A 19,997-nucleotide genomic window follows, 5' to 3' on the forward strand; every position below is an offset into this window, starting at 1 on the left:
GTTTTAAGACAGCAGGTTATTATCCATTCATTAGATCGATTTCATCCTTTGACTTATTGATGTCTAACTTTTGTTAACGAAGTAGACAACTTTGGCCAAATTAAAACCATGAAAGCGATCACGAATCGCAACGGCGCGGCATGTTGTTGGACGGGCAAATTCCTATTCTCGAGTGAGGCCGGTAATCAAGAAAAAGAAGGCCATTCACCCTACGAGTTGTTACATGAGGATTTCCCAATGCTCAGTCAAATACAACGCTTTGGCGGCGCCATGTTTACCCCGGTTTTATTGTTTCCTTTCGCCGGGATCGTGGTCGGTATCGCCATTATGTTGCGCAACCCGATGTTCGTCGGCGAAGCGCTGACCGCACCCGACAGCCTGTTTGCACAGATCGTTCACATCATCGAAGAGGGCGGCTGGACCGTCTTTCGTAATATGCCGCTGATTTTCGCCGTCGGCTTGCCGATTGGCCTGGCGAAGCAGGCCCAGGGCCGGGCCTGTCTGGCGGTACTGGTGAGCTTTCTCACCTGGAACTACTTTATTAACGCCATGGGGATGACCTGGGGCCACTTCTTCGGCGTCGACTTTTCCGTTGAACCCACGGCCGGCAGCGGCCTGACGATGATTGCCGGGATTAAAACCCTCGACACCAGCATTATCGGGGCGATCGTCATCTCCGGCCTGGTGACGGCCCTGCATAATCGCTATTTCGATAAACCCCTGCCGGTATTCCTCGGCATCTTCCAGGGCTCATCGTTTGTGGTCATTGTCGCCTTCCTCGCGATGATCCCCTGCGCCTGGCTGACGCTGCTCGGCTGGCCAAAAGTCCAGCTGGGTATTGAATCGCTACAGGCCTTCCTGCGCTCTGCCGGCGCGCTCGGGGTGTGGGTCTACATCTTCCTTGAGCGCATTCTGATCCCCACCGGTCTGCATCACTTCGTCTATGGCCCGTTCATCTTTGGCCCGGCGGTAGTGGAGGGCGGACTGCAGGTCTACTGGGCAGAGCATCTGCAGGCGTTCAGCCAGAGTACGGAACCGCTGAAGACGCTGTTCCCGGAGGGCGGCTTTGCCCTGCACGGTAACTCGAAAGTGTTTGGTTCGGTGGGCATTGCGCTGGCGCTTTACTTCACCGCCGCGCCGGAAAATCGCGTCAAGGTCGCCGGCCTGCTGATCCCCGCCACGTTGACCGCGATGCTGGTCGGGATCACCGAGCCGCTGGAGTTCACCTTCCTGTTCATCTCGCCGCTGCTGTTCGCCGTCCACGCGGTGCTGGCGGCGTCCATGGCGACGGTGATGTACATCTGCGGGGTGGTGGGCAATTTCGGTGGCGGCCTGCTCGACCAGTTCTTGCCGCAAAACTGGATCCCGATGTTCCATCACCACGCCTCGATGATGTTCATTCAGATAGGTATTGGTCTCTGTTTCACCGCCCTCTACTTCGTGGTCTTCCGCACCCTGATCCTGCGTCTGAACCTGAAGACGCCGGGCCGGGAAGAGAGCGAAATCAAGCTCTACAGCAAGGCTGATTATCAGGCGTCGCGCGGTAAAACCACGGCGGCAGCCGCGCCAGAGACCCGGCTGGGCCAGGCCGCTGGCTTCATGCAGGCCCTCGGCGGCGCCAGCAACATTGAAAGTATCAATAACTGCGCCACCCGACTGCGCATCGCGCTGGTCGATATGGCGAAAACGCAAAGTGACGACGTCTTTAAAGCGCTGGGCGCCCACGGGGTAGTTCGCCGCGGCAACGGGATTCAGGTCATCGTCGGCCTGCACGTTCCCCAGGTGCGCGACCAGCTGGAAAACCTGATGAAAGATTCTCTTTCGACCGAACATACCACCATGACGGAGGCAGTATCATGAAAAAATTCTCAGTTGTTATCGCAGGCGGCGGCAGCACCTTCACCCCGGGCATTGTCCTGATGCTGCTGGCAAACCAGGATCGTTTTCCGCTGCGGTCGCTGAAATTTTACGACAACGACGGGGCGCGGCAGGAGACCATCGCCGAGGCGTGCAAAGTTATCCTCAAAGAGCAGGCGCCGGAGATTGAATTCAGCTATACCACCGATCCGCAGGCGGCATTTACCGATGTTGATTTCGTCATGGCGCATATCCGCGTCGGGAAATATCCGATGCGTGAACAGGATGAGAAAATCCCGCTGCGCCACGGCGTGCTGGGCCAGGAGACCTGCGGACCGGGCGGGATCGCCTACGGTATGCGCTCTATCGGCGGCGTGCTGGAGCTGGTGGATTATATGGAAAAATATTCGCCGAACGCCTGGATGCTTAACTACTCCAACCCGGCGGCGATTGTGGCGGAAGCCACCCGTCGTCTGCGGCCGAACGCCAAAATCCTCAACATCTGCGATATGCCGATCGGCATTGAAGGGCGGATGGCGCAGATTGTCGGCCTCAAAGACCGTAAACAGATGCGCGTGCGCTACTACGGCCTCAACCACTTCGGCTGGTGGACTTCGATTGAGGATCTCGACGGCAACGATTTGATGCCAAAACTGCGCGAATATGTGGCGAAATACGGCTATGTGCCGCCATCTAACGACCCGCACACCGAGGCAAGCTGGAACGACACCTTTGCCAAAGCGAAAGATGTGCAGGCGCTGGATCCGCAGACCATGCCGAATACCTACCTGAAATATTACCTGTTCCCGGACTACGTGGTGGCCCACTCCAACCCGGAACGCACCCGCGCCAATGAGGTGATGGATCATCGTGAGAAAAACGTCTTCAGCGCCTGCCGGGCGATTATTGCCGCCGGGAAATCCTCCGCAGGCGATCTGGAGATTGACGAGCACGCGTCGTATATCGTCGATCTGGCGACGGCCATCGCCTTTAACACGCAGGAAAGGATGCTGCTGATTGTGCCGAACAATGGCGCGATCCATAACTTTGACGCCGACGCGATGGTGGAAATTCCTTGCCTGGTGGGCCACAACGGGCCGGAGCCGCTGACGGTCGGCGACATCCCGCACTTCCAGAAAGGGATGATGAGCCAGCAGGTGGCGGTGGAAAAACTGGTGGTCGATGCCTGGGAACAACGCTCTTACCACAAGCTGTGGCAGGCGATTACCCTGTCGAAAACCGTGCCGAGCGCCTCGGTGGCGAAAGCGATCCTCGACGACCTGATTGCCGCCAATAAGGATTACTGGCCGGAGCTGCATTAATCCCCGCCGTTGACCGGCGCCCTGCGGGGCGCCGATGCTTCTCCCCGGTTCCTGATTTACGCTATGCTGAAGCCTGCTGCGCGATGAACAAGGAACCGTCATGAAAATCTCCCGCCTCGGCGAAGCGCCTGATTACCGCTTTTCGCTGGCTAACGAACGCACCTTTCTGGCGTGGATCCGCACGGCGCTCGGTTTTCTTGCCGCTGGCGTCGGTCTTGACCAGCTGGCGCCAGACTTTGCCACGCCGCTGATCCGTGAAATTCTCGCCCTGCTGCTATGCCTGTTTGCCGGCGGCATGGCCATCTATGGCTATCTGCGCTGGCTGAACAACGAGAAGGCGATGCGCCTGAAGCAGGATCTCCCCTATACCCGGACGCTGCTGGTGATTAGCATCCTGCTGCTGGCGGTGGTGGTCGCGGTGATGTTGCTGGTGCTGTATGGCGGATAAACGCCGGGCGCGGCGGGAAAGCGACCCGGGGCTACAGCCAGAGCGCACCTCCCTGGCCTGGTTTCGCACCCTGCTGGGCTATGGCGCGCTGATGGCGCTGGCGATTAAGCACAGCTGGCACCGCGCCGGACTGCCGTTCTGGCTGTCGATCGGCGTGCTGGCGATAGTGGCGGGGATCCTTTGGGGCTATACCCGCCGTCGTCATCTGATGGACGTCGACGACAGCGATTTTTTAAAGCCGCGGGCGGTTCGTGACAAATTTTTGATCGCACTCGCAGTACTTTCTCTGGCATTCCTGTTTGCTGTTACTCACCTTCAACAGATCGTTTCATTCATTAGGGATATGTCATGACAGGATGTCCGGCGAATTTGCCTCTCACTCATGCCCCCGGCCAGCAACATGACACTCCCTTTCAGGCGGTAGTGGTCGAGGCGGAGCATTGCCGCCAGCCGCAGGCGTTCTATGCGCAGCTGCGTCAACAGGGGCTTACGGCTATCCATTTTATTCCGCAGCTGGCGGCTGGCGACGCCGCGCTGTGGGGAGAGTTTCTCTGCGCGGTCTTTCACCGCTGGGTGCGGGAAGATATTGGCCGTATCAATATTTTGCTGTTTAGCGAGACGCTGAGCGCCTGGTGCGGCGAGTTGATAACGCAGGCGGGCGCGCCGGCGGCCAACAGCGCCTGCTACGGCTGTCCGTGGCTACGCCTGTGCCGCTGCGGCGAACAGGAAGACCCGCTGTGCGCGGGTTATCGGCAGTTCTACGATCTCAGCGGGCCCTATATGCGAGTGATGCGGGACCTGCGCCGACAGCAGCGGCCGCCAGAGGCGTTGATGCCGCTGCTGCGCTGAAGATTAGCGCCCCTTCGCCAGATACTGCGCCATCTCCTCTTCCGGCACCATTCCGCCGCCGGTGGCCCACACCAGGTGGGTCGCCTGCTGCAGCTGTTGCTCACTCAGTCCTTGCAGCTGATGGTACGCTTTGCTGGCGCAGACGCGCTGCGGTCCGGCCATCCCGGCCAGCGCGGAGGGCTCAAGGCGGATATTTTCCGCTGTCGCCAGCCAGCCCAACATGTCATACATCGTCTGGTCGTCAAGGGTATAGAACCCGTCGAGCAGGCGCTCCATTGCCCGGCCAACGAAGCCGGACGCCCGGCCGACCGCCAGACCGTCGGCGGCGGTCAGGTTATCAATGCCTAAATCCTGCACCGCTATCTGATCATGAAGCCCGGTGTAGACGCCGAGCAGCATGCAGGGAGAGTGGGTCGGTTCGGCGAACAGGCAGTGAACGTGGTCGCCAAAGGCCAGCTTGAGGCCAAACGCCACGCCGCCGGGGCCGCCGCCGACGCCGCACGGCAGGTAGACGAACAGCGGATGGTCGGCATCGACCACCCGTCCGGCTTTGGCGAACTGCGCCTTCAGGCGCTCGCCGGCCACGGCATAGCCGAGGAACAGCGTGCGCGAATTTTCATCGTCGATGAAAAAGCAGTTCGGGTCGGATTCCGCCGCCTTGCGTCCCTGTTCGACCGCCACGCCGTAGTCCTCTTCATACTCCACCACCGTCACGCCGTGGCTGCGCAGTTTGGCCTTTTTCCACGCCCGGGCGTCCGCGGACATATGCACGGTAACCTTAAAGCCGATGCGGGCGCTCATGATGCCGATCGACATCCCGAGGTTGCCGGTTGAGCCGACGGCGATGCTGTACTGGCGGAAGAACTGTTTAAACACCGGCGTCAGCAATTTGCGATAATCATCTGCGCTAGTCAGCAGCCCGGCCTCGAGCGCCAGCTTTTCCGCATGGGTCAGCACTTCATAAATGCCGCCGCGCGCTTTGATCGAGCCGGAGATCGGCAGATGGCTGTCTTTTTTCAGCAGCAGTTCGCCGCCAATCGGCTGGCCGAATTTTTGCTCGAGACGGTGCTTCATTGCCGGAATGGCGACCACTTCCGATTCGATGATCCCACCGCTGACGGCCGTTTCCGGGAAGGCTTCCGCCAGATAGGGCGCGAAGCGCTGAAGGCGGGCATGGGCGTCCTGCACGTCGTCGGCGGTCAGGCCGACGTAAGGCAATCCCTCCGCCAGAGGGGTGGTGGCGGGGTTAAACCAGGTGGTTTCTTTCAGGGCGATCAGATCCTGCACAAGCGGGAAGGTCGCGGTCAAGGTAGTCAATTCAGCGTGTTTCATCATACGTCTCTTTGCGCTCAGATAATGAAAGAAAGCAGGAAGGTGGCGGCCAGTGCAAGTAGCGACGCGATAAAAGTCGCCGTCGTGTAGTACTTGAACGTTTCACTGAGGCTTGCGCCGCAGTACTGTTTGACCAGCCAGAAGAGGGAATCGGTGACGATCGTGCAGCCAATGGCGCCGGAACCGATAGCAATAGCGATGATCTCCGGGCTGACGCCGGGATAGAGCGGCAGCATCGGCGCGACGATGGCGGTGGCGCCCATCATCGCCACGGTGGCGGAGCCGACGGCGGCGTGCAGGATAAGCGCCACCAGCCAGGCCAGCAGAATCGGGTGCATATCGAGGTTCGACAGGATCACCGCCAGGCTATCGGCCAGGCCGCTGGATTTTAAGATCGCGTTGAACGCGCCGCCTGCGCCGATAATCAGCAGGATGTTGGCGATCGACCCAAAGCCATTTTCAGTATGGGTTAGCAGGACGCCCATCCCCATTTGCCGACGAATGCCGAGCATGTAATACGCGACAAAGACGGCGATAAACATCGCGGTGATGGGGTTGCCGATAAATTCCAGCACCGTATACAGCGTGCCGCCTTTCGCCATGTTCAGTTCGGCGACGGTTTTCACCAGCATCAGGCCAATCGGCAGCAGTACGGTAAACAGCGTGGCGCCGAGCGACGGCAGCGTCGACGCCTCGCGGACCTCAAGATTGGCAAATTCGGCCGGGACCGGTTTGTACGGCAGGCGGTTGCCTAACGCTCGGAGAAACAGCGGGCCGCCAACCAGCGAGGCGATCAGACCGACCAGCAGGCCATAGACAATCACTGTGCCAATATCGGCGCCCAGTTTGTTAGCGACAAACAGGGCCGCCGGATGCGGAGGGACCACGCAGTGCACCGCCATCAGCGCGGTACACAGCGGAATAGCCAGCTTCAGCAGCGAGGTGTTGGTTTTTTTGGCGATGGAGAAGGCCAGCGGGATCAGCAGGACCACGCCGACTTCGACAAACAGCGTGATGCCGCAGATCAGGCCGACCAGCACCATAATCACGTCCGCCGACAGCCAGCGGCAGCGCTGCAGCGTCAGGCCGATGCGCTCCGCCGCGCCGGAGACCTCCATCATCTTGCCGAGAATGGTGCCGAGGCCGATCACCGCCGCCAGGAAGCCCAGCGTGCCGCCGATCCCGCTCTCAATGGCGTTGACCATCTCCAGCGGGCCCATTCCCATCATCGCGCCGACGAAAAAGCTCGCCAGCAGCAGCGCCAGAAAAGGATGAAACTTCAGTTTGACGATCGTTAAGACGATTAACACGATGCTGATCAGCAGCGTGCTCACAACCCAGACTTGCGAACCCATATTCCACCTCGCCTGTGAATAATCTGGCCTTATTGAAGCGAGAAACCTCATGGGCTGACAAACGATATAAATGGGCTTTAAGGTGAGGAGAATTGAATCAAATGGGTGATTTGGCTCAAAAACAGACCATTAAACATGCTGTGGGTCAAATTAATTCACCCTTTAGCGGCAAAACCGGCATGATTTTTTTATCATCAACAGCCACTGTATTTGCCAGGAGCGCTTGATGGATGTGCTAAAAAACATAGGTACCCGGCTGCTGAACGGCTGGCAGCTCTCCAGGCTGTCGACCTTTGAAGTAGCGGCGCGGCACGAGTCGTTTGCCCTGGCCGCCGACGAGCTGGCGCTCACGCCTGGCGCCGTCAGCCACCGGATTAATCAGCTGGAAGCGGAGCTGGGGATCCTGCTCTTTGTCCGCTCGCATCGCAAAGTTGAGCTGACGCGTGAAGGTAAGCGGGTCTACTGGGCGCTGAAGACGTCGCTGGATGGCCTCAATCAGGAGATCCTCGACATCAAAAACCAGGAGCTCTCCGGCAGTCTGACGGTCTACTCGCGGCCCTCTATCGCCCAGTGCTGGCTGGTGCCGGCTCTGGGAGACTTTACCCGCCGTTACCCGGCCATCTCCATCACCGTGCTGACCGGCAACGAGAACGTTAACCTGCAGCGGACGGGCATCGATCTGGCGATCTATTTTGATGATGCGCCGTCGTCGCAGCTGAGCCACCATTTTCTGATGGATGAGGCGATCGTGCCGGTATGTACGCCGAATTACGCGCACCAGCGGCAGTTAATGTCGAATCCGGGTAATCTGCGCCACTGTACCTTGCTCCACGACCGCCAGGCATGGAGCAACGATTCCGGCACCGATGAGTGGTATAGCTGGGCGCAGCAGTTTGCGGTGGACCTGCCGCCATCGTCGGGCATTGGCTTCGATCGTTCCGATTTAGCGGCGATCGCGGCGATGAACCACCTCGGGGTGGCAATGGGGCGTAAGCGGCTGGTGCAGAAGCGGCTGGAGAGCGGGGAGTTGATCGCCCCGTTTGGCGATATGACGTTGAAATGCCACCAGCACTACTATGTGACCACCCTGCCGGGTCGCCAGTGGCCGAAAATCGACGCCTTTATCGAGTGGCTGCATAGTCTGACCTGAAAATGAGCCGGGCTACCCCTCTGTGATGTTGGACAGGCCGGGTTAGGCGTCAGCCGCCACCCGGCAACATAACGGTACGGCGCCTGATAACCGCCCGGCGGCGCTGCGCTTGCGTGGGCCTACAGACGACAGAACGGTAGGCCGGGTAAGGCGTGAGACGCTTCCCGGGAAGCGGCCGCCGCGCTTATACCGGCTGCTGATGATGGGTAAAGCGCGAGGCCAGCGGCAGCCAGCACAGCAGAATCAACAGGCCCATCAGCATCATCAGCAGCCCGAGACTGCTCTGACCGGTTTGCGGCATCATTGCTGACAGCCAGGCCAGCACGCCGGAACCGATATTCTGCAAGCCGCCAACCAGCGCCCCGGCGGTACCGGCGAGGAACGGGAATGGCTCCATCGCGCCGCTGGTGGCCAGCGGGAACAGCATGCCGGCGCCAAAGAAGAACAGCGCCGCCGGCACCAGCAGGGTCCAGACGGTCATAACGCCCAGCAGCCCCGGGATCCACATCATCAGACCCGCCAGCAGGCAGCAGATAACCGATTGCCACATCAGGGTCGGGAAACGCTTGTTCGGCCGGCCGGCAAACCAGGCGCCGAAGAAGGCGGCCGGGATCGGCAGAATAAACAAAATACTCACCGCCATGCTGCTCAGGCCGAGCACCGCGCCCATCAGTACGCCGGAACAGGCTTCGAATACCGCAATCCCCGCCAGGCCGCCGATCAGCATGAGCAGGTAACAGTTAAAGGCGCCGGTGCCGAACAGCGTTTTGTAGCTGGCCAGAAGTTTGGTGCGCGGCGCGCCCTCCGGGCGCGTTTCCGGCATCCATTTCGCCATGCTAAAGGTCACCCCCGCGCACAGCACCAGCAGGAAGGCGTAACAGGCGCGCCAGTTCCACAGGGTGTCGAGGATGCCGCCGAGCAGCGGGGCAATCAGCGGGCTGACCAGAATTCCCATATTTAACAGGCTATTGGCATGACGCAGTTGGGCGCCTTCGTACAGATCGCGGGGCAGGGTGCGCGCCATCACGCCGCCGACGCCGGTGCCCATCCCCTGCATGGCGCTGGCGGCGATCAGCACCGGCAGGCTATGGGTGGTAATGGCTACCAGCGTCGCCAGCATAAAAATCGACATCCCGACGAGGATCACCGGGCGGCGACCCACGCGGTCGGAGAGCGGGCCGTAAAACAGCTGTGAAATACCGTAGGTCAGCAGGTAGGCCGCCATTACGCTTTGTACCGCCCCTTCGCGGACGTTCAGCGTGACCGCCATGTCGGCGATGGCCGGAATATAGATGGTCTGCGCCATCTGGCCGACGGCCACCAGCAGTACCAGCATCAACAACAAATTGAAGTTTTTATGCCGTTTCATGTCGATGAATACTTTGTGAGTAAATAAAAATGAAGAATATGTGACTGGCACACACCGTAAACGATGGAGGAATCTACCATATAAAAATGACATAACAACTGCAAAGTGCCGATTGTTGAGGGAATTCCAGGCAGATTATGTAAACAGGAACGGCAACTAATGTTGCCATTTCAGGCTACGCGAGGCGCAGGAGGATCGCCCCGGCGGCAATCCCGCAGGCGGCGACGATGCGCAGCGGCATCAGTTGCTCTTTCAGGACGATAAACGCGATCAGCGCGCCGAACAAAATGGAGGTTTCACGCAGCGCGGCGACCACCGCCAGCGGCGCCTGAGTCATCGCCCACAGCGCCAGGCCGTAGGAGCCCATGGTGCCGATCCCGCCGAGGATACCTATTCGCCAGTGCAGGCGTAGATAGCGGCTGGCTTCAGCGCGGCGGGTCATCATTGCCCAGCTTAGCAGGCAGAAGCCGTTCATAAAAAAGGTCCACAGGGTGTAGCCCAGCGCGGAGCCCGCCAGCCGGACGCCGGTGCCATCCACCAGCGTATAGCCGGCGATAAAGCAGGCGTTGATCAGCGCCAGCACGATGCCTTTGCGGGAGCTGGCGCGGCCGTTAAAGGCCATCGCCAGAATGGCCAGGCAGATGACGCCGATGCCCAGCCAGGCCAGCGGCGACAAACGATCGCCGAGAAACAGCACGCTTATCGCCGCCACCAGCAACGGGGCAGTCCCCCGCATCAGCGGATAGGTCTGGCTCATATCCGACACCTGATAGGTCTTCGCCACCAGCACCGTATACACCACCTGTAACGCGCACGACGCCAGCAGATAGGGGGCGCTGGCCAGCGTGGGCTGCGGGGCAAAGGGCAGCATCACCAGGGCGATCAGCGCGGCCGAGCCGCTGACGCCGATCGCCGCGTACATTTTATCGCCGCTGGCTTTGACAATAGCGTTCCAGCTGGCGTGCAGCAGGGCGGCGAACAGCAAAATGCAGAATACGGTGAGGGTCATCGCAGACAGGTTCAACAGTGAAGGTCACCGGACTGTAACACGCGCCCGCGCTGCCAGCCAGCGGGGCTACAGCGAACAAAACAGGCGATGCGTCACCCGCGATTCATCGTACACCGGGCGAAAGCCAAGTCTTTCATAAAAGGGCCAGGCCTGCGCCGGAGCGTGGGTGTTGAGAAAATCGAACCAGGCGCTGGAGTGGGTGATAACCGAGACCAGCAGCTGCTGGCCGATCCCCCGGCGGCGGTAGCGCTCGCTGATGTAGAGGTGGCGAATACGCCCGGCCCGCGGCTGGGGGCTGAAGGGATCGCTATTGATGCCGCATACCCCAACCAGCTGGTGATTCACGAAGGCGCCCAGCAGCGTTTCGCCCGGCGCGGTAAAGCGGTTTTTGCCGCTCTGCCAGTTTTCCGCCAGGCGGCGCAGCATATTGAAATGCTGTTCAAGGCTTTCGGTGCGCAGCGCCGCGAACCCCGGGGCATCCGGCGTCGTGGCGGCAATTAACAGGGGTGGCATAGCTTCCTCCATCAAGTCATCCCGGGACGCCCGGCGGGCGCCTGCAGGGGGGCGGTTTCCCGCCCCCCTCAGGTGCGACTTGAACCTGAATCAGCGGAACTGTTTCAGGACTGCATCAAGTAGTTGCAACACAGCAACCATGAGTTTCAGGATTAAAATAATAATATCCATTCCGCCCATACGCGCGTCTCCTGTGGTTAAGGAGCACAATAAGCTGACGTACCTTTCCGCTGCCCGTTGTCAGCTTATCCCTGCCTGTCGCCGGCGGCGTCGCCCTGGCCTGTGGTGGCTCCTTCCGTGGACGGCTTCCCGGCCCGCCGCCTGCAACGACAGGGGTGCGCAGCGCTGAACCACGCGTTGCCGCGCGGGCCAGTAACTGCACGTTGTTGACGTAACACAGTGTGCTCTCTCGGGGTTAAGGCACTGACGGCACCACCCGTTTCAGCCAGGACTTCGTTGCGCCGGTCAAACTTGCGGCCCCCGAATGGCACACCGTGAACACACCCAGTATAGATAAATACTGTATGGATGAACAGTATTTTTTGGACAAATCCGCCGCGCTATCCCATACTCTATGACAGAGAAAAACCGACCTTAAATTGCGCGAACTGCAGCGATCGCGTATACTTTTGGCGTTGACGTAATACAGTGTGCTTGCGGCTACCACCTGTAACCATGCTGATAAAAACCTCGCTCCGGCGGGGTTTTTTGTTTTCTGCCCTTTTGCGCCGAACTGTGATCTTTCGCGCAAATTTTCGTGGATGAAAATAAATCCATTGTGAAAACGTAAAACCTGTGTTTGTATAAATTCAGCTTATTTTTCGACACAACAGGTCCCTAATGAACGCAACCCTGATCGCTTCGACCCTACTAAAAACCGCGCCTGCCGCGGTGGTCGTCGTGTCTGTGGTGGTCGTCGTCGGCAATGCGCCGTAGGGTCCGGAACAACACGAATTCCAAACCCCGCCGGCACAAACCGAGCGGGGTTTTTTGTTGGCGAGCCCCCCGGTAAAGTCGGCCCAGAAGAAAAGGACTGGAGCATGGCAAGTTCGGGCACCACATCAAACACAATGCGCTTTACCGGCGCGCAGCTGGTTGTTCATTTACTGGAACGCCAGGGTATCACTATGGTTAGCGGCATTCCGGGCGGCTCCATCCTGCCTATCTACGATGCCTTAAGCCAGAGCACGAAGATCCGCCACATCCTGGCGCGCCACGAGCAGGGCGCGGGCTTTATCGCCCAGGGGATGGCGCGTACCGAAGGCAAACCGGCGGTCTGTATGGCCTGCAGCGGCCCGGGGGCGACGAACCTGGTGACGGCGATCGCCGATGCCCGCCTGGATTCGATTCCGCTGGTCTGCATCACCGGCCAGGTGCCGGCATCGATGATCGGCACCGACGCCTTCCAGGAAGTGGACACCTACGGCATCTCTATCCCCATCACCAAACATAACTATCTGGTGCGCGACATCGCCGAGCTGCCGCAGGTGATCAGCGACGCCTTCCGTATTGCTCAGTCCGGGCGTCCCGGACCGGTGTGGATAGACATTCCTAAGGACGTACAGTCGGCGACCATTGAGCTGGAAACGCTGCCGGAGCCGGGCGAGCGCGCCGCAGCGCCGGCATTCGCCCCCGAAAGCGTGCGCGAAGCGGCGGCGATGATCAACGCGGCGAAGCGTCCGGTGCTCTATCTGGGCGGCGGGGTGATTAACGCGCCGCAAGAGATCCGTGAGCTGGCGGAAAAAGCCAACCTGCCGACCACCATGACCCTGATGGCGCTGGGCATGCTGCCGAAGGCGCACCCGCTGTCGCTGGGGATGCTGGGCATGCATGGCGCGCGCAGCACCAACTTCATTCTGCAGGAAGCGGATTTACTGATTGTTTTAGGGGCGCGTTTTGATGACCGGGCGATTGGCAAGACCGAGCAGTTCTGCCCGAACGCGAAGATTATCCACGTCGATATCGACCGCGCCGAGCTGGGCAAAATTAAGCAACCGCACGTGGCGATTCAGGGCGATGTGGCGGAAGTCTTAGCCCAGCTGAACCCGCAGGTTGAGGCGCAGCCGCGCGAGGAGTGGCGCCAGCTGGTGGCCGACTTGCAGCGCGAATTCCCCTGCGCCATCCCGCAGGAAAGCGACCCGCTCTCCCATTATGGCCTGATTAACGCCGTGGCCGCCTGCGTGGATGATGAAGCGATCATCACCACCGACGTAGGCCAGCACCAGATGTGGACGGCGCAGGCCTACCCGCTCAACCGTCCGCGGCAGTGGCTGACCTCCGGCGGTCTTGGCACCATGGGCTTCGGCCTGCCGGCGGCGATCGGCGCGGCGCTGGCGAATCCGCAGCGCAAGGTTATCTGCTTCTCCGGCGACGGCAGCCTGATGATGAATATTCAGGAGATGGCCACCGCCGCTGAAAATCAGCTGGATGTAAAAATTATCCTGCTGAACAACGAAGCGCTGGGGCTGGTGCATCAGCAGCAGAGCCTGTTCTATCAGCAGGGGGTTTTTGCCGCCACCTATCCGGGGATGATTAACTTTATGCAGATTGCCGCCGGTTTTGGCCTGCAAACCTGTGATTTAAATAACGAAGCCGATCCGCAGGCAGCGCTGCAGGCGATCATTGACCGTCCGGGGCCGGCGCTGATCCACGTGCGCATCGACGCGCAGCAGAAAGTGTATCCGATGGTACCGCCGGGTGCGGCTAATACTGAAATGGTGGGGGAATAAGCCATGCAAAAACACTGTGATAACGTCATCCTGGAACTCACCGTCCGCAACCACCCCGGCGTCATGACCCACGTCTGCGGGCTTTTTGCCCGCCGCGCGTTTAACGTCGAAGGTATTCTCTGTCTACCGATTCAGGGCAGCGAACACAGCCGCATCTGGCTGCTGGTGAACGACGATCAGCGTCTCGGGCAGATGATTAGCCAGATTGAAAAGCTGGAAGATGTCACCAAAGTGGCGCGTAACCAGTCCGATCCCACCATGTTTAACAAAATTGCGGTGTTCTTCGAGTAACGCTCAAGGCTTGAACAGCTAGGCGCTTACCGCTAAGGTAAGCGCCTTTGCCGGATGGCGCTGCGCTAATCCGGCCTACAGGGAGTGAATCCGTAGGCCGGATAAGGCGTTTACGCCGCCATCCGGCGCTTTCAGGCACCAGGAAACACCATGACCACCATCGCCCTTATTGACGATCATTTGATTGTCCGCTCCGGCTTTGCTCAGCTGCTGGGGCTGGAAACTGATTTTCAGGTTGTCGCCGAATTTGGCAGCGGCCGCGAGGCGCTGGCGGGGTTGCCGGGGCGCGGCGTTCAGGTCTGTATCTGCGATATCTCGATGCCGGATATTTCCGGGCTGGAGCTGCTCAGCCAGCTGCCGAAGGGGATGGCGACCATCATGCTGTCGGTGCACGACAGCCCGGCGCTGGTCGAGCAGGCGCTCAACGCCGGCGCGCATGGCTTTCTGTCGAAACGCTGCAGCCCGGACGAACTTATCGCCGCGGTGCGCACGGTGGCGGCGGGCGGCTGCTATCTCACGCCGGATATCGCCATGAAGCTGGCCGCCGGGCGTCAGGATCCGCTCACCAAACGCGAACGTCAGGTGGCGGAAAAGCTGGCGCAGGGCATGGCGGTAAAAGAGATCGCCGCTGAGCTCGGGCTGTCGCCGAAAACCGTCCACGTTCACCGCGCCAACCTGCTGGAAAAGCTGGGCGTCAGCAATGACGTCGAGCTGGCGCGCCGCATGTTTGACAGCTGGCAATGAAGACCTTACTCCCGCGCCTGCTGTCGGTGATCGGCTGCGCCTTTATCTTCGCCGCCGCCTGGTTTTGTCTGTGGAGCATCAGCCTGCATCTGGTGGAGCGCGCCGATCTGGCGGTGCTGCTGTTCCCCTTCGGCCTGCGGCTGGGGCTGATGCTCCAGTGCCCGCGCGGCTACTGGCCGGTGCTGCTGGGAAGCGAGTGGCTGCTGATCTTCTGGCTGACGCAGGAAGTGGCGCTGGCGCATCCGATAATATTGATGACCGGAAGTCTGCTGACCCTCCTGCCGGTGGCGCTGATCTCGCGATATCGCCAGCAGCGCGACTGGCTGACGCTTCTGCGTCAGGGCGGGGCGTTAATGGCCGCCGCGCTGCTGCAATCGCTGCCCTGGCTGGCGGAGGGGGACGAGGGGCTTAACGCCCTGCTGTTGACGCTCACCGGCGGCCTGACCCTGGCGCCGACCTGTCTGGTGTTCTGGCACTACCTCACCAGCACCGTCTGGCGGCCGCTGGGGCCGTCGCTGGTGGCGCAGCCGGTAAACTGGCGCGGGCGGCATCTGATCTGGTATCTGCTGTTATTCACCATAAGCCTGTGGCTGCAGCTTGGGCTGCCCGCCGAGCTCTCCCGCTTTACCCCGTTTTGCCTCGCGCTGCCGATTATCGCTCTGGCCTGGCACTACGGCTGGCAGGGAGCGCTGATCGCTACGCTGATGAACGCGATCGCCCTGATTGCCAGCCAGACCTGGCACGATCACCCCGTCGATCTCCTGCTTTCGCTGCTGGCGCAGAGCCTCACCGGGCTGCTGCTGGGGGCGGGGATCCAGCGATTGCGCGAGCTGAACCAGTCGCTACAGAGCGAGCTGGCGCGCAATCGGCGGCTGGCGGATCGTCTGCTGGAGACTGAAGAGAGCGTGCGCCGCGACGTTGCCCGCGAGCTCCACGATGATATCGGGCAGACCATCACGGCAATACGCACCCAGGCGGGGATCGTCCAGCGGCTGGCGCCGGACAACGCCAGCGTTCGCCAGAGCGGCCAACTGATTGAACACCTGTCGCTGGGGGTGTATGACTCGGTGCGTCGCCTGCTGGGCCGTCTTCGTCCGCGCCAGCTTGACGACCTGCCGCTGGAGCAGGCGGTACGTTCTCTGATGCGCGAAATGGAGCTGGAGGACCGCGGCATCGTCAGCCATCTCGACTGGCGGATTAACGAGGCGGGGCTGAGCGAAAACCAGCGCGTGACCCTGTTCCGCGTCTGCCAGGAGGGACTGAACAATATCGTCAAGCATGCCAGCGCCAGCGCCGTTACCCTGCAGGGCTGGCAGCAGGAGGAGCGACTGATGCTGGTGCTGGAGGATGACGGCTGCGGCCTGCCGCCGGGCTCCAGCGCGCAGGGGTTCGGTCTGACCGGCATGCGCGAGCGCGTGACCGCCCTGGGGGGCACGCTGACGATCTCCTGCACCCACGGTACCCGGGTGTGCGTCAATCTACCGCTGCGTTACGCCTGAGAGGATCGCCGATGTTCGCCTTTTTAAAAGCCCCGCCGGACGCCGCGTCGATTAGCGATAAACGCGAGCTTGATGCGCGTTATCGCTACTGGCGTCGCCATATCCTGTTGACCATCTGGCTGGGCTACGCGCTGTTCTATTTCACCCGCAAAAGCTTTAACGCCGCGGTTCCTGATATTCTCGCCAGCAACGTGCTGACCCGCAGCGATATCGGGCTGCTGGCCACGCTGTTCTACATCACCTACGGACTGTCGAAATTTTTCTCCGGTATCGTCAGCGACCGCTCCGACGCCCGCTATTTTATGGGGCTGGGGCTTATCGCCACCGGGGTGGTGAATATTCTGTTCGGTTTTTCTTCCTCACTGTGGGCCTTCGCCCTGCTGTGGGCGCTGAACGCCTTCTTCCAGGGGTGGGGCTCGCCGGTCTGCGCCCGGCTGCTGACGGCCTGGTATTCACGCACCGAGCGCGGCGGCTGGTGGGCGCTGTGGAATACGGCGCATAACGTTGGCGGCGCGCTGATCCCGATGGTGGTGGGGGCGGCGGCGCTACATTACGGCTGGCGCGCGGGGATGATCATCGCCGGGGGCCTGGCGATCCTCGCCGGATTATACCTGTGCTGGCGACTGCGGGATCGTCCGCAGGCGGTGGGGCTACCCGCCGTCGGCGACTGGCGTCACGATGCGCTGGAGATTGCCCAGCAGCAGGAGGGCGCCGGACTGACGCGTAAAGAGATCCTCACCCGCTACGTGCTGGCCAACCCCTATATCTGGCTGCTGTCGCTGTGCTATGTACTGGTGTACGTGGTGCGGGCGGCGATTAACGACTGGGGCAATCTGTATATGTCGGAGACGCTTGGCGTTGATCTGGTGACCGCTAACTCAGCGGTAACCATGTTCGAGCTGGGCGGATTTATCGGCGCGCTGGTGGCGGGGTGGGGCTCGGATAAGCTGTTTAACGGCAATCGCGGGCCGATGAACCTGATCTTCGCCGCCGGAATTTTGCTGTCGGTTGGCGGCCTGTGGCTGATGCCGTTCGCCAGCTACGTGATGCAGGCGGCCTGCTTCTTCACCACCGGTTTCTTCGTCTTCGGCCCGCAGATGCTGATCGGCATGGCGGCGGCGGAGTGTTCGCATAAAGAGGCCGCCGGGGCGGCCACCGGGTTTGTCGGCCTGTTCGCGTATCTTGGCGCGTCGCTTTCCGGCTGGCCGCTGGCGCAGGTAATGGATATCTGGCACTGGACCGGATTCTTCGTGGCGATCGCGATTGCCGCCGGCATTTCCGCGCTGCTGCTGCTGCCGTTCTTAAACGCCCAGGCGCCGCGCGCGGCCAGTGAAGCGTGATGCATCTCACTCTTTCGCCGCGAATGGGGCAAAACTAAGAAATTTTCCCGGTTTCACCTGGACGCCGTCTCAGGCCAGACGGCGCGCTGATTTTTACAATGCCTGGCTATGACGCAGGCATAAAAAATCAGCTCAGGAGATACCCATGCTGGCCTTTCTGAATCAGGTTCGTAAGCCGACCCTGGATCTGCCGCTCGACGTGCGGCGCAAAATGTGGTTCAAACCTTTCATGCAGTCCTATCTGGTGGTCTTCATCGGCTACCTGACCATGTACCTGATCCGCAAGAACTTTAATATTGCGCAGAACGACATGATCTCCACCTACGGGTTGAGCATGACGCAGCTGGGGATGATTGGCCTGGGCTTCTCCATTACCTACGGCGTAGGGAAAACCCTGGTTTCCTACTATGCCGATGGCAAAAACACCAAGCAGTTCCTGCCGTTTATGCTGATCCTCTCCGCCATCTGCATGCTGGGCTTTAGCGCCAGCATGGGCGCGGGTTCCACCAGCCTGTTCCTGATGATCGCCTTCTATGCGCTGAGCGGCTTTTTCCAGAGCACCGGCGGCTCGTGCAGTTATTCCACCATCACCAAGTGGACGCCTCGTCGTAAGCGCGGCACCTTCCTCGGCTTCTGGAATATCTCTCACAACCTCGGCGGCGCCGGCGCGGCGGGCGTGGCGCTGTTTGGCGCCAACTATCTGTTCGACGGCCACGTGATCGGCATGTTTATCTTCCCGTCGATTATTGCGTTAATCGTCGGCTTTATTGGCCTGCGCTATGGTAGCGACTCCCCGGAATCCTATGGCCTCGGCACGGCGGAAGAGCTGTTTGGCGAAGCGATCAGCGAAGAGGATAAAGAGACCGAAGAAAACGCGATGACCAAGTGGCAGATCTTTGTTGAGTACGTGCTGAAAAACAAAGTGATCTGGCTGCTGTGCTTCTCCAACATCTTCCTCTATGTGGTGCGTATTGGTATCGATCAGTGGTCCACCGTGTATGCCTTCCAGGAGCTGAAGCTGTCTAAAGAGGTGGCGATTCAGGGCTTTACCCTGTTTGAAGTCGGCGCCCTGGTTGGCACGCTGCTGTGGGGCTGGTTGTCGGACCTGGCCAACGGCCGCCGCGCGCTGGTGGCCTGCATCGCGCTGGCGCTGATTATCGCCACCCTCGGCGTTTATCAACATGCCAGCAACCAGTACGTCTATCTGACCTCGCTGTTTGCGCTGGGCTTCCTGGTGTTTGGTCCGCAGCTGCTGATCGGCGTCGCCGCCGTCGGTTTCGTACCGAAAAAAGCGATCGGCGCCGCCGATGGGATCAAGGGTACTTTCGCCTATCTGATCGGCGATAGCTTCGCCAAGCTGGGCCTCGGGATGATCGCCGACGGCACGCCGGTCTTCGGTCTCACCGGCTGGGCCGGCACCTTTGCGGCGCTGGACGCCGCCGCCATCGGCTGTATCTGCCTGATGGCCATCGTGGCTATCTTCGAAGAGCGTAAAATTCGCCGCGAGAAAAAGAACCGTATTTTGCAGACCGCCTGATTCACCAGGTATTGGGTAACCTTGCCCGGCCTTCGCGCCGGGCTTTTTTATTTCTTGCGCATTATGCCAGGTCCGGCAGTCGACAGCAGGCAAATTCCCATTATGATAGTCAGGCCGCGATTGGATGAGAGGATGCATGATCTGGATAGGACTGGCCACCCTGGTAGTGGTGTTTGTTGTGGGATTTCGGGTGCTTACCTCTGATTCACGCCGCGCGATCCGCCGCCTGAGCGAACGCCTTGGCATTACGCCCGTCCCGCTGGAATCGATGATCGATCAGCTGGGTAAAACCGCCGGCAATGAGTATTTGCGTTACCTGGAACGGCCGAATGAAGCGCATCTGCAGAACGCCGCGCAGGTGCTGCTGATCTGGCAGGTTGCGATTGTCGACGCCAGCGAAAAAAACCTGCATTACTGGTATCGCCTGATGCAAAAAGCGCGTTTAGCGGCGCCGATCACCGACGCGCAAATCCGTCTGGCGCAAGGGTTTCTGCGCGAGCTGGATCCGGATGTGAGCGATTTGCATAACCTTCAGCAGCGCTATAACGACCTGTTTCTCCCGGAAGACGGCGTGCACTGGTTGCACTGATATCATTGTTATCCGGCCTGTGGTTCAAAACCATATCTCCCTTACGTTCCTTGTAGGCCGGATA

21 protein-coding genes are annotated in these 19,997 nt (G+C 60.2%); 14 read left to right on the top strand and 7 right to left on the bottom strand.

Features of this window, described 5'->3' with window-relative positions:
* Positions 1-237 precede the first annotated feature (237 nt).
* The 5 genes from ABLX76_RS09365 to ABLX76_RS09385 all read left to right on the top strand — a co-directional run bounded on the left by ABLX76_RS09365 (position 238) and on the right by ABLX76_RS09385 (position 4,476).
* Complete coding sequence (locus ABLX76_RS09365; protein ID WP_348874447.1) at positions 238-1,860, top strand: alpha-glucoside-specific PTS transporter subunit IIBC; 1,623 nt, start codon at positions 238-240, stop codon at positions 1,858-1,860.
* Complete coding sequence (locus tag ABLX76_RS09370; protein WP_017899668.1) at positions 1,857-3,179, top strand: 6-phospho-alpha-glucosidase; 1,323 nt, start codon at positions 1,857-1,859, stop codon at positions 3,177-3,179. Before ABLX76_RS09365 ends, ABLX76_RS09370 begins: the two co-directional genes overlap by 4 nt.
* Positions 3,180-3,279: 100 nt before the next feature.
* Complete coding sequence (locus tag ABLX76_RS09375; RefSeq protein WP_004202264.1) at positions 3,280-3,627, top strand: DUF202 domain-containing protein; 348 nt, start codon at positions 3,280-3,282, stop codon at positions 3,625-3,627.
* Positions 3,617-3,979, top strand: a complete 363-nt coding sequence (locus ABLX76_RS09380) for a DUF202 domain-containing protein (RefSeq protein ID WP_348874448.1) — start codon at positions 3,617-3,619, stop codon at positions 3,977-3,979. Before ABLX76_RS09375 ends, ABLX76_RS09380 begins: the two co-directional genes overlap by 11 nt.
* The gene (locus tag ABLX76_RS09385; RefSeq protein WP_023291445.1) at positions 3,976-4,476 is read left to right on the top strand and encodes a hypothetical protein; all 501 of its coding nucleotides are present in this window, start codon (positions 3,976-3,978) and stop codon (positions 4,474-4,476) included. The genes ABLX76_RS09380 and ABLX76_RS09385 overlap by 4 nt, the downstream gene beginning before the upstream one ends.
* Positions 4,477-4,479: 3 nt before the next feature.
* Here the strand turns inward: ABLX76_RS09385 and dsdA are convergent, their stop codons facing one another.
* Together dsdA and dsdX are read right to left on the bottom strand one after the other, a co-directional pair.
* Positions 4,480-5,808, bottom strand: coding sequence for a D-serine ammonia-lyase (gene dsdA / locus ABLX76_RS09390; protein WP_348874473.1), 1,329 nt, complete (start codon positions 5,806-5,808; stop codon positions 4,480-4,482).
* A 17-nt stretch (positions 5,809-5,825) separates the two neighbouring features.
* Complete coding sequence (dsdX, locus tag ABLX76_RS09395) at positions 5,826-7,163, bottom strand: D-serine transporter DsdX (RefSeq protein ID WP_048335644.1); 1,338 nt, start codon at positions 7,161-7,163, stop codon at positions 5,826-5,828.
* Between the two features lie 226 nt (positions 7,164-7,389).
* Between dsdX and dsdC the strand changes: the two genes are divergently transcribed.
* Positions 7,390-8,313, top strand: a complete 924-nt coding sequence (dsdC, locus tag ABLX76_RS09400) for a DNA-binding transcriptional regulator DsdC (protein WP_262963094.1) — start codon at positions 7,390-7,392, stop codon at positions 8,311-8,313.
* 184 nt (positions 8,314-8,497) lie between these two features.
* Here the strand turns inward: dsdC and emrD are convergent, their stop codons facing one another.
* The 5 genes from emrD to ABLX76_RS09425 form a co-directional block, all read right to left on the bottom strand.
* The gene (emrD, locus tag ABLX76_RS09405; RefSeq protein WP_065883516.1) at positions 8,498-9,682 is read right to left on the bottom strand and encodes a multidrug efflux MFS transporter EmrD; all 1,185 of its coding nucleotides are present in this window, start codon (positions 9,680-9,682) and stop codon (positions 8,498-8,500) included.
* A 175-nt stretch (positions 9,683-9,857) separates the two neighbouring features.
* Complete coding sequence (locus ABLX76_RS09410; RefSeq protein ID WP_023291440.1) at positions 9,858-10,691, bottom strand: DMT family transporter; 834 nt, start codon at positions 10,689-10,691, stop codon at positions 9,858-9,860.
* 66 nt (positions 10,692-10,757) lie between these two features.
* The gene (locus ABLX76_RS09415) at positions 10,758-11,204 is read right to left on the bottom strand and encodes a GNAT family N-acetyltransferase (protein WP_348874449.1); all 447 of its coding nucleotides are present in this window, start codon (positions 11,202-11,204) and stop codon (positions 10,758-10,760) included.
* 90 nt (positions 11,205-11,294) lie between these two features.
* Positions 11,295-11,414, bottom strand: coding sequence for a type I toxin-antitoxin system toxin TisB (gene tisB, locus ABLX76_RS09420; protein WP_004145059.1), 120 nt, complete (start codon positions 11,412-11,414; stop codon positions 11,295-11,297).
* Positions 11,415-11,864: 450 nt separating this feature from the next.
* On the bottom strand, positions 11,865-12,032 hold the full coding sequence (locus tag ABLX76_RS09425) for a hypothetical protein (RefSeq protein WP_014343455.1): 168 nt from the start codon (positions 12,030-12,032) through the stop codon (positions 11,865-11,867).
* Between the two features lie 12 nt (positions 12,033-12,044).
* Between ABLX76_RS09425 and ivbL the strand changes: the two genes are divergently transcribed.
* The 8 genes from ivbL (at position 12,045) to ABLX76_RS09465 (ending at position 19,933) form a co-directional block, all read left to right on the top strand.
* Entirely contained in the window at positions 12,045-12,140 is a 96-nt protein-coding gene (gene ivbL, locus ABLX76_RS09430) for an ilvB operon leader peptide IvbL (protein ID WP_002923286.1), read from the top strand.
* Positions 12,141-12,244: 104 nt separating this feature from the next.
* On the top strand, positions 12,245-13,933 hold the full coding sequence (gene ilvB, locus ABLX76_RS09435; protein WP_065883511.1) for an acetolactate synthase large subunit: 1,689 nt from the start codon (positions 12,245-12,247) through the stop codon (positions 13,931-13,933).
* A 3-nt stretch (positions 13,934-13,936) separates the two neighbouring features.
* Positions 13,937-14,224 (top strand): acetolactate synthase small subunit, encoded by a 288-nt coding sequence (gene ilvN / locus ABLX76_RS09440; RefSeq protein ID WP_017899675.1) that lies wholly within the window; start codon positions 13,937-13,939, stop codon positions 14,222-14,224.
* Positions 14,225-14,374: 150 nt separating this feature from the next.
* Positions 14,375-14,968, top strand: a complete 594-nt coding sequence (uhpA, locus tag ABLX76_RS09445) for a transcriptional regulator UhpA (RefSeq protein ID WP_348874450.1) — start codon at positions 14,375-14,377, stop codon at positions 14,966-14,968.
* A 17-nt stretch (positions 14,969-14,985) separates the two neighbouring features.
* The gene (gene uhpB, locus ABLX76_RS09450) at positions 14,986-16,467 is read left to right on the top strand and encodes a signal transduction histidine-protein kinase/phosphatase UhpB (RefSeq protein WP_072199062.1); all 1,482 of its coding nucleotides are present in this window, start codon (positions 14,986-14,988) and stop codon (positions 16,465-16,467) included.
* Between the two features lie 11 nt (positions 16,468-16,478).
* Entirely contained in the window at positions 16,479-17,807 is a 1,329-nt protein-coding gene (locus ABLX76_RS09455) for an MFS transporter (protein WP_348874451.1), read from the top strand.
* Between the two features lie 145 nt (positions 17,808-17,952).
* Positions 17,953-19,344: a hexose-6-phosphate:phosphate antiporter gene (gene uhpT, locus ABLX76_RS09460; RefSeq protein ID WP_086076005.1), complete on the top strand. Its 1,392-nt coding sequence runs from the start codon at positions 17,953-17,955 to the stop codon at positions 19,342-19,344.
* Positions 19,345-19,480: 136 nt separating this feature from the next.
* A complete protein-coding gene (locus ABLX76_RS09465; protein ID WP_004901545.1) occupies positions 19,481-19,933 on the top strand; it encodes a DUF1198 family protein in 453 nt (150 codons plus the stop codon).
* The last annotated feature ends 64 nt before the right edge of the window (positions 19,934-19,997 follow it).

Origin of the sequence: Klebsiella sp. JB_Kp004, from assembly GCF_040065795.1 — a bacterium.
GTDB lineage: Bacteria > Pseudomonadota > Gammaproteobacteria > Enterobacterales > Enterobacteriaceae > Klebsiella > Klebsiella quasipneumoniae.

Coding starts and splice junctions, on each gene's coding strand:
- ABLX76_RS09375 (WP_004202264.1), top strand. CDS start 3,280: ATGAAAATCTCCCGCCTCGGCGAAGCGCCTGATTACCGCTTTTCGCTG.
- ABLX76_RS09455 (WP_348874451.1), top strand. CDS start 16,479: ATGTTCGCCTTTTTAAAAGCCCCGCCGGACGCCGCGTCGATTAGCGAT.
- dsdA (WP_348874473.1), bottom strand. CDS start 5,808: ATGAAACACGCTGAATTGACTACCTTGACCGCGACCTTCCCGCTTGTG.
- uhpA (WP_348874450.1), top strand. CDS start 14,375: ATGACCACCATCGCCCTTATTGACGATCATTTGATTGTCCGCTCCGGC.
- ABLX76_RS09410 (WP_023291440.1), bottom strand. CDS start 10,691: ATGACCCTCACCGTATTCTGCATTTTGCTGTTCGCCGCCCTGCTGCAC.
- ivbL (WP_002923286.1), top strand. CDS start 12,045: ATGAACGCAACCCTGATCGCTTCGACCCTACTAAAAACCGCGCCTGCC.
- ilvN (WP_017899675.1), top strand. CDS start 13,937: ATGCAAAAACACTGTGATAACGTCATCCTGGAACTCACCGTCCGCAAC.
- dsdX (WP_048335644.1), bottom strand. CDS start 7,163: ATGGGTTCGCAAGTCTGGGTTGTGAGCACGCTGCTGATCAGCATCGTG.
- ABLX76_RS09365 (WP_348874447.1), top strand. CDS start 238: ATGCTCAGTCAAATACAACGCTTTGGCGGCGCCATGTTTACCCCGGTT.
- emrD (WP_065883516.1), bottom strand. CDS start 9,682: ATGAAACGGCATAAAAACTTCAATTTGTTGTTGATGCTGGTACTGCTG.
- ABLX76_RS09415 (WP_348874449.1), bottom strand. CDS start 11,204: ATGCCACCCCTGTTAATTGCCGCCACGACGCCGGATGCCCCGGGGTTC.
- ABLX76_RS09380 (WP_348874448.1), top strand. CDS start 3,617: ATGGCGGATAAACGCCGGGCGCGGCGGGAAAGCGACCCGGGGCTACAG.
- ABLX76_RS09370 (WP_017899668.1), top strand. CDS start 1,857: ATGAAAAAATTCTCAGTTGTTATCGCAGGCGGCGGCAGCACCTTCACC.
- ABLX76_RS09465 (WP_004901545.1), top strand. CDS start 19,481: ATGATCTGGATAGGACTGGCCACCCTGGTAGTGGTGTTTGTTGTGGGA.
- uhpT (WP_086076005.1), top strand. CDS start 17,953: ATGCTGGCCTTTCTGAATCAGGTTCGTAAGCCGACCCTGGATCTGCCG.
- ABLX76_RS09385 (WP_023291445.1), top strand. CDS start 3,976: ATGACAGGATGTCCGGCGAATTTGCCTCTCACTCATGCCCCCGGCCAG.
- dsdC (WP_262963094.1), top strand. CDS start 7,390: ATGGATGTGCTAAAAAACATAGGTACCCGGCTGCTGAACGGCTGGCAG.
- ilvB (WP_065883511.1), top strand. CDS start 12,245: ATGGCAAGTTCGGGCACCACATCAAACACAATGCGCTTTACCGGCGCG.